We start from the raw sequence: 15,815 nt of genomic DNA, 5'->3' as shown, positions 1-15,815 counted from the left end.
GTATACCTTAATCCATTATTAACTTGAACTGATGTTTCAGTCCATTGTAGGCATCGAGGTCAGCTTTTATGGAACCCACGGCCAAATCGGCCTTGATTCGAATAGGGATACGGTTATCGTCTGCCGATACCCATAAGGAAAGGCTCTCTTTTTCTTTGAATACCCTTCCCGATTGTACTAAAGGCCGGAATTTGTAACATTTTACCTTTCCGAACTTTGTTTTCAAGGTTTGGGTGCCCAGATATTTCAATTTAAAATTGAAAACACCGTCATCATCAAACAACATTTTAAGGTCAAGGGATTCCCCTTTTACCAAATCTTCGGGATTATAATTGTTCCGAAGAAAATAAAATGCCGAAATAAGGTCCTGAATGCTATCCTCGGTCAGGTCAAAATTATACTTTTTATTATTTTTTTTATCGTTTAGTACCGCTTTTTCTTTTTTATGGTCAAAATTGATTTCCACATCCTTGGTATAACCACCTTCGTCTATTTTACGAATAAACCGATATGGTTTTCCATCTTTTTTACTAAAATAGCTTTCATAGGTATCGTCTACCTTGAAAAAGATACTGGCCCAGCCCGTAGTTTTTCCTTTTCCGACCACGTGGTACATGGGCACCCCGTCAATTTTACTGGATTTGACATGTAGGGTGGCATAACTGGCGTTCAGCATACCATAGTGCATGCGAAATTTTAACCATTCCCCAGGTTTAAAAACGGACGCTTTAGAGTCCCCGCCACTTTGCGCCATAAGGAGCTGTGCCGACAGTATGAAGAGTAAGTAGAGCTTTTTCATAAAACGATTTTCACATTAAAATTAGCAAAACGGTTTATAAAACTGTTTTAACGTACCGTTAATAAAACAAATTTTGTTCCAAAGTATTGTATGTACGGTTTTTCTGCACAAAAAAAGCCCTGATGAAACATCAGGGCTTTTCCTAAATAACCAACCAAACTTTAAATTATGAAAAACCAATACTTAAAGTTATAAGGGAACCACCCCTTATGACAACGAATTTACTACAACAAAAAGTTCGGATAATTGCTTTTAACGGAATTTAACTTAGGTCTTAACAGATTTTTATCATTACCCCCCTTTACGGAGCGCTTTTTAAGATTTCAGGGGGCAACAAGTGATGGTTCGGCACCCGGTGAAACACCCTTCCCATATCTCCCGACCTTACATATTTGCTTTACCTGGCATCCCACTTTTCTACATACTTCAAAAAGTTTGCGGCGTCTTCTTTCGCGGTATCGAAAAAAACTTCTTCGAAAGAAAGGTATCCCTTAAAATCAATCTGTTTTAAAGCCGTCAATACTTGGTCATAATTTACGATACCCTCACCAAATCTTGTAAATGTTCGTGTAGTATTATCAACATCCCGAACTTGTAGTATTTCCAGGTCGTCCTTTAGTTTGTATATTAGAAATTCCGGGTATTCCGCCTGCATACTGCTCCATCCGGTGTCTACGTTCACTTTTATATTGCTATCGGCGACCGCGCTTTTAAAAAGCAGGTAGCCGTTACTATCTGAAATATACCCATTGATATGGGGTTCCATTACCAATACCAATTCCCTTTTTTTTTGCGATTTCGGAGCATTGTGAAAGTATTTTGTTCATGCGAACCGCTATTTTTGTCCAATCGGTGTCCGGAGCTACCCTAAGGGAAATCTTTTCCCCGACCTCATAGTCGGCATCGGCAATCTTATACACACCAACACTACCATTTTTATCCCAACTGGCCAACTCCGTAATGTACGGAGAGGCAATCTCTATTCGTTTTGTTCCCAAGGATGCCGCAATACGACAGGACTTTTCAAAATTGACCAAGCTTTCAGCCACTTTTTTGGGATCCGTGCTACCCAAATCGGCAATGACCGGAAAAAATATTACCATGGAAGTCAATTCGAGCTGCTTTTCGGACAACTTCACTTTCACTTTTTTTATTTTTTCGGCAGTCCATAAATTATCCAGGTCATTGGCCGTATTTATCATCAACTGAATGCCATCGAAACCTAAGTTTCCTATGGTTTCAATTACCGGTTCCGGATCGACGCCTTCCCCGAACCCATGAAAACACCAAGAGACGCAGGAGGTTTTAAAGGGCTTTTGTTGCGACAATAATGTATTGCCACAAACGAATAAAAAAATGAAGAATAGGGTTCTAACTATAATTGGCTTTGTCATTATGCTTGGTTATTAAAGTAGCTTAAATGTACAATAAAGCTTAAATGCACTATACATTCCCTTACAACGTGCCCCTAGCGGCCTGTTCCCTTTCAATAGACTCGAACAATGCTTTAAAATTTCCTTTCCCGAACGATTTTGCGCCCTTTCGTTGTATGATTTCGATAAACATGGTGGGGCGGTCCAAAATGGGCTTGGTAAAGATCTGCAGCAGATACCCTTCTTCATCCCTATCGATCAAAATACCCAACTCGCTAAGCGGTTTCAGGTCTTCGTCGATTTCACCAACACGGTCTAAAACATCTTCATAATAGGTAGCTGGGACCTTTAAAAATTCCACCCCTCTATTTTGCAAAGCGGTAACCGTTGCAATGATATTGTCCGTTGCCAGCGCCATATGTTGTACGCCCGCTCCGTTGTAAAATTCGATATACTCTTCTATCTGCGACTTTTTTCTACCATCCGCCGGCTCGTTTATCGGAAATTTGATACGTCCGTTCCCATTGCTCATTACCTTGCTCATCAAAGCCGTATACTCGGTAGAGATGTCCTTATCGTCAAAAGAGACCAACTGCGCAAATCCCATGACCTTCGCATAAAATTCGCACCATTTGTTCATTTCGTTCCAGCCCACGTTCCCTACCATATGGTCTACATATTTAAGGCCCGTATCGTTGGGACGGTATAGCGGTTCCCATTTTTGAAACCCGGGTAGGAACACTCCCTTATAGCCCGATCGTTCCACAAAAATATGCACGGTTTCCCCATAAGTATGGATACCTGAGCATACTACGGTTCCCTCGCCATCGGACAGTTCTACGGGCTCCATATAGCTTTCCGCCCCTCTTTTTGTGGTTTCTTGATAGCTTTTGGTGGCGTCGTCCACCCAAAGTGCAATTACTTTTACCCCGTCACCATGCGTATCGATATGCCGATTGATATCCCCTCCCGATTTTAAAGGGGAGGTCAGCATGATTCGAATTTTTCCCTGTTGCAATACATAGGAGACCGTATCTTTTTTTCCGGTTTCCAGTCCTGCATAGGCTAAGGGCTGAAACCCCCAGGCGGACATATAGTAATGTGCGGCCTGTTTTGCATTGCCCACATACAATTCAATATAATCGGTTCCCAATAAGGGTAGAAAATCTTCGGCCTCCGGATTTTCTACCGGAAGTTTTAATGATGTTTTGTCCAAGGTCGACATGATGCTGTTTTTTAAGAATGAATATTGATGCCATTTTATAAGGCCGTATGATCAGAACTCGGTGCGGGTTCATGGAACTTTGCTACAATTTGCGGTCTACGGCGGACAACGGCAAACGAAATGAAGGTCGAGGGAAGCCTTACCACATTGCCCTAAGGTGGGCCGTAATGTCAATTCTAAGTGCTAACATAATGGTACAAATATCCGAAAAAAGAATGACCTAGAGGTCCACGAGGATTAAAACCAATACCCAATGCTAAAAAACAACTGATCGGTTTTCCCTTCGGGGCTCCAGGTATATAGAAGTTGTACGGGGCCTATAAAAGATTCCCAACCGTAGCCGATACCGTAACCCGAAAATTTAGGGGCATCGAACCATTCCCCCGTTCTAAAAATATCATCGTCTACGGTGGCGTAATTGGCAGAAAACAAAAGATGGTTTTTTTTGGCAAACTCAAAATCGAGACGGGCATTGGCCTTTACATAGCTGTTTCCGGGAAGGCTCAGAAAATCGTACCCTAAAAACGGTACAAAATTATTGATCAGGTCGGTACCAAAACCGCCCAAAGCAAAATCGAAGGAAGTGACGTTGGAAGTACCCAATTTAAACCCTCCCTCGGTCTCCACGTTCATAGAAACTTTTTTGATCAACGGAAACGCTACCCCAAAACGTGATTTGGTCACCGAAAACTCCTTAAAATTTTCATTAAAGTCGGACGATAATACGTAAAAATGGAAATCGCCATCGAAAAAGATGCCCTTGGTAGGAAAGTAACGATCATCATACGTATCCAAACGAAGTTGGCCATAGGCACTATAAAAATTACTTTTTTCGAAAAGCGTACGGCCATCTTCCATACGTAGCGAGTTCACCACTTCCTCATCTACCGTTTCCCCCAGTGTACGTGTACTGTATTTTAAAAATTTATGTTCTACGCCCAAGGTGAAGGCAAATTCTTCGCGTAGGACCGTTTGTATGTAGATTTGGTTGGTAACATCCGTCACCGATAGGTTGATGCTGTTTACATTTAGCCCCGGGGGGATATCAAAATTACTTCTGATGAGTCCGAAATCAATTTCATATTCAAAATCGTTAAAGCGCGAATTCACCCCAAAACTCCAATAGGTACCCTTGTCCACATAGTACTGAAAGTTATACCGCAAATTGTCCCCTAAAATGAAATCGAAGGACGAAACGTCGTCGCGCATTAAAAAGTTCTTTCGGGTCAGGTTCAAAAGGGCCCCGCTTTTATAAAGCTCATCGTAATGGGCGCCTAACCTTAAGAATGTTTTTTGCTTAGTTTCGTTCAAACCCAGCACTAAGTCTTCCCCGATGCCGTTATGGGCAAGTTTATACCGTATGGTCTTAAAGTTTCCCGTTGCGGAAAGGTTACTGATGCCCTGTTGCAAGCGTTCAAACGTAATTTTTTTGCCCAGATCGAACCGCAATTTTCCTTTTACGTACCCTCTGGTATAGTTGTCGACGTCCCCATCGATGATCAGTCTATTAACCATTAAGGTATCCTGTACCGTTACGGGTTCGGCCATTTTTCTGGCCGCATTCTGAAAACCGGAGAGTTCTTCCAATGCCTTTTGTTGCAATCTTGCCGCCTTCTCGCCTTCGGCAACGATTTGGTCGTACAATTGAAAATCGATCAACGAATAGGAAGCGATATCGGGTTTGATATAAATATCGGTACGCACCGACTTTTCCTTCATGTCCTCCACCGTTCTATAATTGTTTACCTGTTGGAGTATTTCCGTGGCCGACAAAAGCTCTTCCTTATTGGAAAGGCCGTGTTGTACATCCGAGCCGATCATCACATCGGCGCCCATGGCCACTACCTCATCTATTGGGTAGTTGTTTACGATACCGCCGTCGATCAAGGTCTGCCCTTCAATGGTCGCGGGCTCGAACAGGGAAGGCAGTGCTGCACTGGCCATAACGATTTGCGGAAGGTACCCCTTATTGAGCAGTACTTCTTTCCCCGTTTCTACATTGGTCGCCATGCAAACAAAGGGAATGGGCAACTCGTTGAAGTCGGACACGTCCTTTACATGGTACAACAAACGCACCAGTTCATTGTATACGTTCTGTCCGCCCGAAAATGCTTGGGGAATGCTGACCTTGTACTTATCAAAGGGAAGGGTAAGCGCGTACCGCTCGGAGTCTTCTTTTTCATAAAAGGTTTTGGCGCTACGGGGAAGGTTGTCCTGAATAAGTCCACTAAAGTCGACCACCCTAAAGATGGAATCGAGCTGGGCAGCGGAATACCCGGCAGCATACAATGCACCCACTACGGCACCCATGCTGGTCCCTCCCACATAATCGACCTGAACACCCGAAGCTTCTATTACCTTTAGCGCACCAATGTGCGCCATTCCCTTGGCCCCGCCCCCGCTCAACACCAGGCCTACCTTTAACGGTGTTTCCGTTCCTTGAGCGGTCTGACCAAAGGTCATGGACAGCTGTAACAGCGCACATAAAACGGACCCTATGATCTGTAAGCGTAGCATCGTCATTTTTGTGAATGAAAGGTTTCGTAGATCTTTTTTGCTTTTACGGTGCCTACCGTTTCCGACAGGTTTTCAACAGAAGCCTCTTTTATCCGTTTTACCGATTTAAATTTTTTCAACAGCTGTTGGGCGGTTTTTTTGCCAATTCCCTCGATCTGTTCCAGTTCGGAATTGATGGCGGCCTTACTGCGTTTGTTCCTATGGAAGGTAATACCAAAGCGGTGCGCTTCATTGCGCAATTGCTGTATTATTTTTAAACTCTCCGATTTTTTGTCCAAATACAAGGGTATCGGATCTTCCGGAAAATAAATCTCCTCCAAACGTTTGGCGATACCGATGATCGCTATTTTTCCTCTTAGGCCCAACACATCAAGACTCTTCAATGCCGAGGATAATTGACCCTTTCCCCCATCGATAACGATCAGTTGGGGAAGTGATTCGGCCTCGTCCATCAATCGGCGATAGCGACGGAACACCACTTCTTCCATAGAGGCAAAATCATCAGGCCCTTCTACCGTTTTTATGTTGAAATGGCGGTACTCCTTTTTCACAGGTTTTCCGTTCTTGAACACCACGCAAGCAGCTACCGGAAAACTGCCCTGCATATTACTGTTGTCGAAACATTCGATATGCCGTGGCTCCTCGGACAACCGTAAGTCGATCTTCATTTGCGCCATTACCCTATTGGTGTGGCGATCGGGATCGATAATCTTAATCTGTTTAAAACGCTCTTGCCTGAAAAAGCGGGCGTTGCGCTCGCTAAGCTCCACAATACGTTTTTTGTCGCCCAACTGTGGCACCGTAACCTTTATCCCTGGTGCTACCGCAACGGGGAACGGCAGATAGAGTTCTTTGGAAAGCGATTGAAAACGCTGTCGTATTTCAACAATGGCCAGTTGCAATAAGTCCGCATCGCGCTCGTCCAGCTTTTTCTTGATTTCCATGGTATGCGAACGAATGATGGAACCGTGGGAAAGCTGCAAGAAGTTGATATAGGCGAAGGTTTCGTCCGATACAATGGAAAATACGTCGACGTTGGTAATTTTGGGGTTTACTATGGTCGATTTTACCTGATAGTTCTCCAAGATGGCAATTTTCTCCTTCATGCGCTGTGCCTCCTCAAAACGCATGTCGGCCGCCAGTTCCTTCATTCGACGTTTGAAGTATTGCAGGGAGGATTTAAAGTTGCCCTTTATAATATCCCTGATATCATCGATCTGTTTGTGATATTCCTCCGCGTCTTGTTTTCCTTCACAGGGCGCTTTACAATTGCCCAAATGGAACTCCAAGCAGGATTTGTATTTACCGGCGCCTATTTTTTCGGCAGAAAGATCATAGTTGCATGTTCGTAAAGGATATACGCTCTTTACCAGGTCCAAAAGGGTGCGCACCGTTTTCATGCTGGTATACGGCCCATAGTATTCCGATCCGTCCTTGATCAACTTGCGTGTCGGGAAAATTCTGGGAAAACGCTCGTTCTTGATACAGATCCAAGGGTACGATTTATCGTCCTTTAAAAGCACATTGTACCGTGGCCGATATTTTTTGATGAGGTTGTTCTCCAACAACAACGCATCCGATTCGGTGGGTACTACAATGTGTTTTATGCTCCGTATTTTTTTTACCATCACACGGGTTTTTCCGTACTCATGGTTTTTATTGAAATAGGAGCTGACCCGCTTTTTAAGGTTTTTCGCCTTACCTACATACAAAATTTTATCCTCGGAATCATAGAACTGATACACCCCCGGATTATCGGGCAGGGTGGCAAGTTGAACTTCAATGGGTAATTGGGGCATTTTAAAGCGTCGGTTGTTTATCTTTTTAGCAATACCAAACTAGGAAATGGTGCAGAGCACTTGTCTTATACCATTTTAACTTTGAAATCGCGCGTATAGCAATTGAATTATTTTTTAGTTGTTCGAGGCAAAAAATCTAAGCATAGCCTTAGCTACGGTTATATTTTTTAACGAAGAACAGCTGAAAAAGAAACGATTTATTAGTGCTATTTCAAAGTTAAAATGGTATTAGGCGCTCTTTTACTTACTCCCGAGACGTACGGGGTGGCATTTTGCACCGTAATTTCAACACTTTCGGCTTCCGTAGTCCCTAAATATCGGGGGCTATGCAACCGAAAAAATAGTTTCCTTACGAGACAAAAGCGCTCATTTCCGTTTACGAACAAAAACTTAATACGAGTTCAAAGTTAAAGTACTGCCTTTTTACAACATTGCCCAGTATTTTTATTTTTTTAACCTTGCTTTGGGCAGCATTCTTAATTTTTGCCCCCTACCATTTTAACCCTGAAATAGCTCTAATAAATGGTATAAAATGATTCGTTTTTTTAGTTCCACATCACCTTTAAAGCCGTTTTTTCCCGAAAACACAGGTGAAATGGAGGTATTTTTTTTTCAAAAAACGACTCATTTTTTTCTTTTTTCCCATGAAGGCGGACCAAGACCAAAAAAAAAGCGGCCTGTAAGATGATTGTTATATCTATAAAAAGCGATTGAAGAAATGATATTGCGTTTTTTCAAGTAACTTATAATCAACATTTTACATTTTTACATGAATTTTTTCAGTGTTATCCAAAGGTTACCAAAATGAAGTGTTACGTGCAATTTCATGTCGTTCATCGGTAAAAACTTACATTTTAAGGATATTTTAACCGTTTTTTTAGCTATATTTAATTTTTAAAATCAAATAAACCATGGACAAGTATTTCATCACCCTCGGGTTGTACTTAATGCTCATGCTTTTCTTCAAAATTTACTACTACGTAAGTATTAAGGAATAGTATCACATTTTACGATCACCTACTTATTCTTCTTAAAGGGCCCCTACCTCATTAAGTATTCAATACCGCATCATGCTCAAAAAAGAGTTGAGGAGGAAATTTGGTACCCAACGCAAAGCCTTGAAAAGGGAAGAGGTGGTAAACCTCAGTCTTGCAATCGCAAACAAAAGCTTGGGACTTCCCATTTGGGACCGAAATTATTATCATACCTTTCTTCCCATTTTCAAACAAAATGAAATCGACACCTCATTTATCCTATCCATACTACAGGGCAAGGACAAAGAGGTCATTATTCCAAAAATTACCGGAGAAAATGGTTTAAGCCATTTTTTACTTACCGATGGCACCACTTTAGCGGAAAACGACTGGGGCATTCCGGAACCGGTAAACGGAATACCGATCACTCCCGAGCATATCGATGTTGTATTCGTTCCGTTGTTGATTTTCGATCTCAACGGAAACCGTGTGGGCTATGGAAAGGGGTTTTACGACCGCTTTTTGGAACAATGCCGACCTGAAACGATCAAAGTAGGGTTGTCACTGTTCGACCCTATAAACGCTATAACGGATATTAGCGTTACGGACATCACCCTAAATTATTGTGTTACACCAAAAACGGTCTACACCTTCGACGCTTCCTGATTTTCTTCCTCCGGGACGGCTTCCTCGGTATCCACGGGAATCGTAGCAAAGGCTTTTTTGTTGAACGCGATCAAAATTCCCACACCGGTACTGATTGCGGTATCGGCGATATTGAAGACTGGCTCAAAAAAACTAAAGGAACTACCACCGAAATAGGGGACCCAATCGGGCCAAATGGCATTTTCAATAATTGGAAAGTGCAGCATATCCACCACTTTTCCATGAAACAGCGGGCCATAGGAGTCTTCGGCCAAAAATGTTGCTATCTGTGTTCGGGTACTTTCATCAAAAAGTAGCCCATAAAAAACGGAATCTATTATGTTTCCCAAAGCCCCTGCAAAAATCAGGGAAACCGAAACGATATATACCGTCGCCGCTTTTTTTCGGATAATATCAAAAAGCCAATATCCGATACCTACGATGGCAAACAACCGAAAAACGGTAAGCACCAATTTTGCCGTACCTTCCGATATGGGTAAAAAGTCGTCCAACTTGGCTCCCCAGGCCGCTCCCGGGTTTTCGATAAAATTGATTTCGAACCAAGAAAAAACTTCCACTACTTCGCCATAGGTAAAACTTGTTTTGATATAAATTTTGCTCCATTGGTCGATCACCAAAATCAAAAGAACAAGCAGTAGGGATTTTGTAGTTGTCATATGCCGATTTGTGAAGGCCAAAAATAGGGATATTATTCCGTTTTACTAAAGTAGATGTTTCCGCTTACGGTACTTAGGTCATAGTTATTATCCCCAAGGGGAATCCCATGTTCCTGTACGTTCCCGTATTTGCTCTTCGCCCGAATATGGCCAGCGGTATCCGAAACGGAAATACTCCCTTTATTGGTGACCACCTTTGTCGATTCCGAAACGCGGTCAAGGGTACAGCTACCGTCGTCCAAAGTAATATCCAAAGTTGAAAATATCCCCGATGCAAATACATTGCAGTCGGCACCGGCCAATACAACGTTCCGATGTTCCGGGATACGAATGTGCAATGCAATGGAAATTACCTTATGCGCACTTAGTTTATCGTTAGGGTCTTCAAAACTGGGAAGAAAGGACGGCGTTATCATTAGGGTACCGCTTTGCTTTTCCAGTTGTAACACCAAATCTTTGGCATATTCCCCGTCTAAAACAGCATCTACCTCCAAGGCATTCCCGGCCACCGTTTCCAACGTTATTTTATAACACCGCTCGGCATCGATATAGATGGATGTGGTGTCGGAACTAAGCCATGATTTTTTTACGATTTTTTGAGGGGCACCACAGAAGGGTATGAAACATAGTATGATAAGTAGCCTTTCCCTCATTTGTTGGTAGTACCGTTTTGACGTTGAAATGGCAAATATAGCACTCGTTAAACCTTCACTGTAGGCTCCGACAAAAACGGAACACCACTTCGTTTGCGGCACCATAATAACCCTTTTTTTGCCCAAGCGCCGCCTACATGGTATGGTCCCGTTTACGTTAGGTGAACGTTATTTTTGCATGTTCTTCGCCTCTATGCTCAAGGTAGCATGGGGTACGAGCTTTAGACGCTCCTTGTTGATCAGCTTGCTGGTAACGCGGCATATCCCATAGGTCTTGTTCTCGATCCGTAATAGGGCGTTTTTTAGGTCCCTTATAAATTTCTCCTGGCGTATGGCGAGTTGCGTATTGGCTTCCTTGCTCATGGTTTCGGAACCTTCCTCGAATGCCTTAAATGTAGGCGAGGTATCGTCCGTACCATTATTGCCATCGTTCATATAGGAACTTTTTAAAAGCTCCAAGTGGCTTTTCGCCTTTTCGATCTTGTCCTCGATCAACGCTTTAAATTCGGCCAAATCCTTATCGGAATATCTAACTTTTAAATCCTGTGCCATTTTAATCAATGTTTTTCAATAAATAATTTTGTGTTTACCTCATCAAAAACAACTTCCGTACCGTTTTTCAGTTGCTCTTCAAAATCGAGCGTGGCGGTCAAGGTTTCCGTTTTGATATAGGTCAAATTGCTTTGGACCGCTTTTTCCAAAAGACCGTCCTTTTGTATGGTTACGGCAATCTTATCGGTTACCTCGAAACCGGCATCTTTTCGAATGTTCTGGATACGGTTTACAAGTTCCCTTGCAATGCCCTCTCTACGGAGGGCATCATTGATGGTAATATCCAATGCTACGGTCAACGCTCCGGAATTGGCTACCAACCATCCCTCGATATCTTGGGAGGTAATCACCACATCCGCTAAGGGTAATGTAACGGTTTTATCACCAATTTCAATATTAATTTCGCCGTTTTGCTCAATTTTCTTGATGTCTTCCTGATCAAAGCCGTTTACCTTTTGGGCAATTTGCTTCATGTCCTTGCCGTATTTTGGGCCAAGGGTCTTGAAATTCGGCTTGATCTGTTTCACCAAAATATCCGAGGCATCATCGATCAATTCGATTTCTTTGACGTTCACTTCCGATTTTATCAAATCGGCCACTGCCTCAATTTCCAGTTTCTGTTGGGCGTCCAATACCGGTATCATAATTTTCTGTAACGGCTGCCGCACTTTGATCTTTTCCTTCTGCCGAATCGATAGTACCAAGGACGATACCATCTGTGCCTTTTCCATCTTTCGCTCTAATGATGTATCGATTTTGGTAGCATCAAAAATTGGAAATTTCGCCAAATGTACACTTTCCAACTTTTCCTTTTTCGTGACCGCTGTTAAATCTTTGTAAAGGCGATCCATAAAAAAGGGAGCCAATGGGGCCGATAATTTTGCTACCGTCAACAAACACTCATAGAGCGTTTGGTAGGCCGAAATCTTGTCCTGAAGGTATTCGCCTTTCCAAAAACGCCTTCTGCACAAGCGAACGTACCAATTGCTCAAGTTTTCCTGAACATAGTCCGAAATGGCCCTTGCCGCCCGCGTGGGTTCGTAGTCGCCATAGGCTTGGTCTACCGTTTTGATCAAACTGTTCAACTCGGAGATAATCCACCGGTCTATTTCGGGCCGTTGTTCCAAGGGAACCTCTGCCTCGGAATAATCGAAAGCATCAATATTCGCATAGAGTGCGAAAAAGGAATAGGTATTGTACAAGGTGCCAAAAAACTTCCGTTTTACCTCTACAATGCCCTCTGCATCAAACTTTAGGTTGTCCCAAGGATTGGCATTGCTGATCATATACCAACGCGTAGCATCCGCACCATGGGCGTTCATGGTATCAAAAGGATCTACGGCATTGCCCAATCGTTTCGACATTTTTTTTCCGTCCTTGTCCAGCACCAATCCGTTGGACACTACATTTTTATAGGCCACAGAATCGAATACCATTGTCGCGATCGCATGTAGGGTGTAAAACCAACCTCGGGTTTGATCCACCCCCTCGGCGATAAAATCGGCCGGAAAGGTATGCCCTCCATCGATCAATTCCTTATTCTCAAATGGGTAGTGCCACTGGGCATAGGGCATGGAGCCACTGTCGAACCAAACGTCGATCAGATCGCTTTCCCGTTTCATTGGTTTTCCCGACGGGGACACCAGGGTAATTTGGTCTACAATATTTTTATGTAGGTCTACTTTGGTATAATTTTCTTCCGAAAAATCAGAGACGACAAAATCCTCAAAAATGTCTTTCTCCATGATTCCGGCGGTTACGGCTTTTGCCATTTCCTGCTTCAGTTCCGCTATGGAACCGATCATTATTTCCTCTTTCCCGTCCTCGGTGCGCCAGATGGGCAGTGGAATGCCCCAATACCGGGATCGGGACAAGTTCCAATCGTTCGCATTCGCCAACCAATTCCCGAATCGGCCTTCGCCAGTGGCGGCAGGTTTCCAATTTATGGTTTGGTTCAGTTCGAACATCCGATCTTTTTTATCGGTAACCTTAATGAACCACGAATCCAAGGGATAATACAATATCGGTTTATCGGTACGCCAACAATTGGGATAACTGTGTACGTATTTTTCAACCTTAAACGCTTTGTTCCCTTCTTTTAACTGTATGGCCAGAGTAACATCTACCGATCTCTCCGGAACCTCACCATCGGCGTAATATTCGTTCTTTACATATTTACCGCCCAACGCTCCCAGTTCCGGACGAAACTTCCCTTGCAGATCTACCAAGGGCACGGGGTTACCGTTCTCGTCCAACACCAATAAAGGCGGCACCTCCGGATCGGCCTGTTTCGCGACCAAGGCATCGTCCGCTCCAAAGGTCGGTGCGGTATGCACGATTCCGGTACCGTCCTCGGTAGTCACAAAATCCCCGGCTATAATGCGAAAGGCATGCTCCGCATTTTGGTAGGGCAGCGCATAGTTCAACAACTGTTCATATCGGATACCGAGCAGGTCGCTCCCCTTGAATTCCTTTACTTGATAATACGGTATTTTTTTACCGCCCTTTTCATAGGCCAACAAATCCGGTTTTTCCGAAACTTCATAAAATTTTCCTGAAAACTGTTTGGACACCAGGTTTTTGGCCAATACCACGTTTATGGGGGCAAAGGTGTATTGGTTATAGGTTTCCACCAGAACGTAATCGATGTTCTTACCTACCGTAAGGGCCGTGTTTGAGGGTAGGGTCCAAGGTGTGGTCGTCCATGCCAAAAAGTAAACGGTCCCCTCGTTTTGCAACATCTCGGGCAGCGTACTTTCAATGGCTTTGAACTGTGCCGTTACCGTGGTATCGGTAACATCTTGATAGGTGCCGGGCTGGTTCAGTTCGTGAGAGCTCAACCCCGTTCCCGCTTTTGGCGAGTACGGCTGAATGGTATACCCCTTGTAAATCAGTCCTTTTTCATAGATCTGTTTGAGCAGCCACCAGACCGATTCCATGTATTTTGGCTCATAGGTTACGTAAGGGTCGTCCATATCTACCCAGTATCCTACCTGTTCGGTCATGTTGTTCCAAACATCGGTATAACGCATTACTGCTTTTTTACAGGCCTCGTTATAGGCTTCTACGGATATCTTTTTACCGATGTCCTCTTTTGTAATGCCCAATTCCTTTTCCACACCAAGTTCTATCGGCAGTCCGTGGGTATCCCAACCGGCCTTCCGTTTCACCTGAAACCCTTTCATGGTCTTGTACCTTGGAAAGATATCCTTAATGGTACGCGCCATTACGTGATGTATTCCGGGCATTCCGTTGGCAGACGGAGGGCCTTCATAAAACACATAGCTCGGGAGGCCTTCCCTGGTGGAGATGCTCTTCTCGAAAATTTGGTTGTCCTTCCAAAAGGCAAGAATGTCCTCTGCGATTTGTGGAAGGTTTAATCCTTTGTATTCTGCGAACTTCATACGAACTGCTTCTGGTACTGGAAATTAAGGCTGCAAAACTACGGATTTTCCGGCAATTTTAAGTCCTTGCCCGTATTGAAATACTGTAGTGAAACTGCCATAATCCGATAAACAATTGGCAAAATGCATCCAAAATCGCAAATGTTTCGTATATCTTTGCAGGAAACTAATAAACACTAAAAACATAGTAGCATGAAAAAAGTAATTTTAAGTTCGGTTTTGATGATGGCTCTTGCCTTTTCTTTTACCTCTTGTAGAGACGCGGCTTCAAAAGCCGAAGAAGCTAGTGAAGCGGCAGCTGAGGCAGCCGATGAAGCTGGGGAAGCGGCAAGCGAGGCAATGGACAAAGCAGGCGATGCCATAGACAACGCTGCGGACGCTACCAAAGATGCGGCCAATGATGCAATGGACAAAGCAGGCGATGCCATAGACGGTGCGAAAGACGCTGCCGGTGACGCCATGGACGCAACCAAAGATGCGGCGGGCAATGCCATGGACAAGGCAAGCGAAGCTGGTGAAGACGTGAAAAAAGCGGCCGGTGATGCCATGGACAAAGCCAAAGAAGTCGGAAACGATGTTAAAAAGGCGGCAGGCGATGCTACCGATAAAGCAAAAGATGCGGTAAAAAACTAATTACCCGCTTTACTCATAAACAGAACCCTGGGAACAATATTGTTGTCAGGGTTTTTTGATTTTGAACGGCACGCATGTAAGTTCACAAATCAAATACAAATACAAACGCAAAAATCAAATACAAGCTCAAGGCCATCCGCTCCCCTCCCTATCAATTACTTTTTACCGAGTACATTCGGCCAATCGAAAAAATGGATGTCATGTCGAGCCTGTCGAGACAAGTGGTCAAATTCAAAAATCAAATTCAAGCTCAAGGCCATCTACTCTGTACTAAGTACTTTCAATTGTTCATTGTTTATTGCCTAATTGCTCATTGAAAAAAAGACCGCTTCGCCGAAAAAACAAGGATGAAGGAGATTTTCGGCCAATCGAAAAAATGGATGTCATGTCGAGCCTGTCGAGACACGCGTTCAAGTTCAAACGCAAAAATCAAATTCAAAAATCAAATTCAAATACAAGTTCAAAATCAAGGCCATCCACTCTGTACTAGGGCGTGTTAACACTAATTGCATCGAAAATCAGGGCGATATAGATAAAGGCCGTGAACATGACGTCGAGTTTGTC

12 protein-coding genes are annotated in these 15,815 nt (G+C 43.5%); 2 read left to right on the top strand and 10 right to left on the bottom strand.

The window, feature by feature from the left end; all coding sequences use genetic code 11:
- Nucleotides 1–7: 7 nt before the first annotated feature.
- The 6 genes from ACRD7P_RS02760 to uvrC all read right to left on the bottom strand — a co-directional run bounded on the left by ACRD7P_RS02760 (nucleotide 8) and on the right by uvrC (nucleotide 7,713).
- Nucleotides 8–799: a DUF3108 domain-containing protein gene (locus tag ACRD7P_RS02760; protein WP_430905963.1), complete on the bottom strand. Its 792-nt coding sequence runs from the start codon at nucleotides 797–799 to the stop codon at nucleotides 8–10.
- Nucleotides 800–1,196: 397 nt separating this feature from the next.
- Nucleotides 1,197–1,565 (bottom strand): sugar phosphate isomerase/epimerase family protein, encoded by a 369-nt coding sequence (locus ACRD7P_RS02755; RefSeq protein WP_430905962.1) that lies wholly within the window; start codon nucleotides 1,563–1,565, stop codon nucleotides 1,197–1,199.
- Entirely contained in the window at nucleotides 1,531–2,193 is a 663-nt protein-coding gene (locus tag ACRD7P_RS02750; protein ID WP_430905961.1) for a TIM barrel protein, read from the bottom strand. The genes ACRD7P_RS02755 and ACRD7P_RS02750 overlap by 35 nt, the downstream gene beginning before the upstream one ends.
- A gap of 61 nt (nucleotides 2,194–2,254) precedes the next feature.
- Nucleotides 2,255–3,397, bottom strand: coding sequence for a 4-hydroxyphenylpyruvate dioxygenase (gene hppD, locus ACRD7P_RS02745; protein ID WP_430905960.1), 1,143 nt, complete (start codon nucleotides 3,395–3,397; stop codon nucleotides 2,255–2,257).
- Nucleotides 3,398–3,634: 237 nt separating this feature from the next.
- Nucleotides 3,635–5,920 (bottom strand): patatin-like phospholipase family protein, encoded by a 2,286-nt coding sequence (locus tag ACRD7P_RS02740; RefSeq protein ID WP_430905959.1) that lies wholly within the window; start codon nucleotides 5,918–5,920, stop codon nucleotides 3,635–3,637.
- Nucleotides 5,917–7,713 carry an excinuclease ABC subunit UvrC gene (uvrC, locus tag ACRD7P_RS02735; protein ID WP_430905958.1) on the bottom strand — a complete coding sequence of 599 codons (1,797 nt, stop codon included), beginning with the start codon at nucleotides 7,711–7,713 and terminating at the stop codon, nucleotides 5,917–5,919. The genes ACRD7P_RS02740 and uvrC overlap by 4 nt, the downstream gene beginning before the upstream one ends.
- Nucleotides 7,714–8,783: 1,070 nt before the next feature.
- On the opposite strand from uvrC, the gene ACRD7P_RS02730 reads away from it, so the two are divergent.
- Nucleotides 8,784–9,353 carry a 5-formyltetrahydrofolate cyclo-ligase gene (locus ACRD7P_RS02730; RefSeq protein WP_430905957.1) on the top strand — a complete coding sequence of 190 codons (570 nt, stop codon included), beginning with the start codon at nucleotides 8,784–8,786 and terminating at the stop codon, nucleotides 9,351–9,353.
- Here the strand turns inward: ACRD7P_RS02730 and ACRD7P_RS02725 are convergent.
- From ACRD7P_RS02725 to ileS, 4 genes are all read right to left on the bottom strand, one after another.
- Complete coding sequence (locus ACRD7P_RS02725) at nucleotides 9,332–10,009, bottom strand: lipoprotein signal peptidase (RefSeq protein ID WP_430905955.1); 678 nt, start codon at nucleotides 10,007–10,009, stop codon at nucleotides 9,332–9,334. The genes ACRD7P_RS02730 and ACRD7P_RS02725 overlap by 22 nt on opposite strands.
- Before the next feature lie 32 nt (nucleotides 10,010–10,041).
- Nucleotides 10,042–10,662, bottom strand: coding sequence for a hypothetical protein (locus ACRD7P_RS02720; RefSeq protein WP_430905954.1), 621 nt, complete (start codon nucleotides 10,660–10,662; stop codon nucleotides 10,042–10,044).
- A gap of 168 nt (nucleotides 10,663–10,830) precedes the next feature.
- The gene (locus tag ACRD7P_RS02715) at nucleotides 10,831–11,214 is read right to left on the bottom strand and encodes a TraR/DksA family transcriptional regulator (RefSeq protein WP_430905953.1); all 384 of its coding nucleotides are present in this window, start codon (nucleotides 11,212–11,214) and stop codon (nucleotides 10,831–10,833) included.
- Nucleotides 11,215–11,219: 5 nt separating this feature from the next.
- Nucleotides 11,220–14,618 carry an isoleucine--tRNA ligase gene (gene ileS / locus ACRD7P_RS02710; RefSeq protein ID WP_430905952.1) on the bottom strand — a complete coding sequence of 1,133 codons (3,399 nt, stop codon included), beginning with the start codon at nucleotides 14,616–14,618 and terminating at the stop codon, nucleotides 11,220–11,222.
- A 192-nt stretch (nucleotides 14,619–14,810) separates the two neighbouring features.
- On the opposite strand from ileS, the gene ACRD7P_RS02705 reads away from it, so the two are divergent.
- Complete coding sequence (locus ACRD7P_RS02705) at nucleotides 14,811–15,251, top strand: hypothetical protein (protein ID WP_430905951.1); 441 nt, start codon at nucleotides 14,811–14,813, stop codon at nucleotides 15,249–15,251.
- Nucleotides 15,252–15,815: the final 564 nt, after the last annotated feature.

This window comes from Maribacter sp. 2-571 (assembly GCF_050589625.1).
Lineage (GTDB): Bacteria > Bacteroidota > Bacteroidia > Flavobacteriales > Flavobacteriaceae > Pelagihabitans.
This window is presented reverse-complemented; position numbering and strand designations above follow the sequence as displayed.

What these genes read in the sequence shown, in the direction of transcription:
- ACRD7P_RS02760 (WP_430905963.1), bottom strand. Translation starts at nt 799, where the DNA reads ATGAAAAAGCTCTACTTACTCTTCATACTGTCGGCACAGCTCCTTATG.
- ACRD7P_RS02755 (WP_430905962.1), bottom strand. Translation starts at nt 1,565, where the DNA reads ATGGAACCCCATATCAATGGGTATATTTCAGATAGTAACGGCTACCTG.
- ACRD7P_RS02750 (WP_430905961.1), bottom strand. Translation starts at nt 2,193, where the DNA reads ATGACAAAGCCAATTATAGTTAGAACCCTATTCTTCATTTTTTTATTC.
- hppD (WP_430905960.1), bottom strand. Translation starts at nt 3,397, where the DNA reads ATGTCGACCTTGGACAAAACATCATTAAAACTTCCGGTAGAAAATCCG.
- ACRD7P_RS02740 (WP_430905959.1), bottom strand. Translation starts at nt 5,920, where the DNA reads ATGACGATGCTACGCTTACAGATCATAGGGTCCGTTTTATGTGCGCTG.
- uvrC (WP_430905958.1), bottom strand. Translation starts at nt 7,713, where the DNA reads ATGCCCCAATTACCCATTGAAGTTCAACTTGCCACCCTGCCCGATAAT.
- ACRD7P_RS02730 (WP_430905957.1), top strand. Translation starts at nt 8,784, where the DNA reads ATGCTCAAAAAAGAGTTGAGGAGGAAATTTGGTACCCAACGCAAAGCC.
- ACRD7P_RS02725 (WP_430905955.1), bottom strand. Translation starts at nt 10,009, where the DNA reads ATGACAACTACAAAATCCCTACTGCTTGTTCTTTTGATTTTGGTGATC.
- ACRD7P_RS02720 (WP_430905954.1), bottom strand. Translation starts at nt 10,662, where the DNA reads ATGAGGGAAAGGCTACTTATCATACTATGTTTCATACCCTTCTGTGGT.
- ACRD7P_RS02715 (WP_430905953.1), bottom strand. Translation starts at nt 11,214, where the DNA reads ATGGCACAGGATTTAAAAGTTAGATATTCCGATAAGGATTTGGCCGAA.
- ileS (WP_430905952.1), bottom strand. Translation starts at nt 14,618, where the DNA reads ATGAAGTTCGCAGAATACAAAGGATTAAACCTTCCACAAATCGCAGAG.
- ACRD7P_RS02705 (WP_430905951.1), top strand. Translation starts at nt 14,811, where the DNA reads ATGAAAAAAGTAATTTTAAGTTCGGTTTTGATGATGGCTCTTGCCTTT.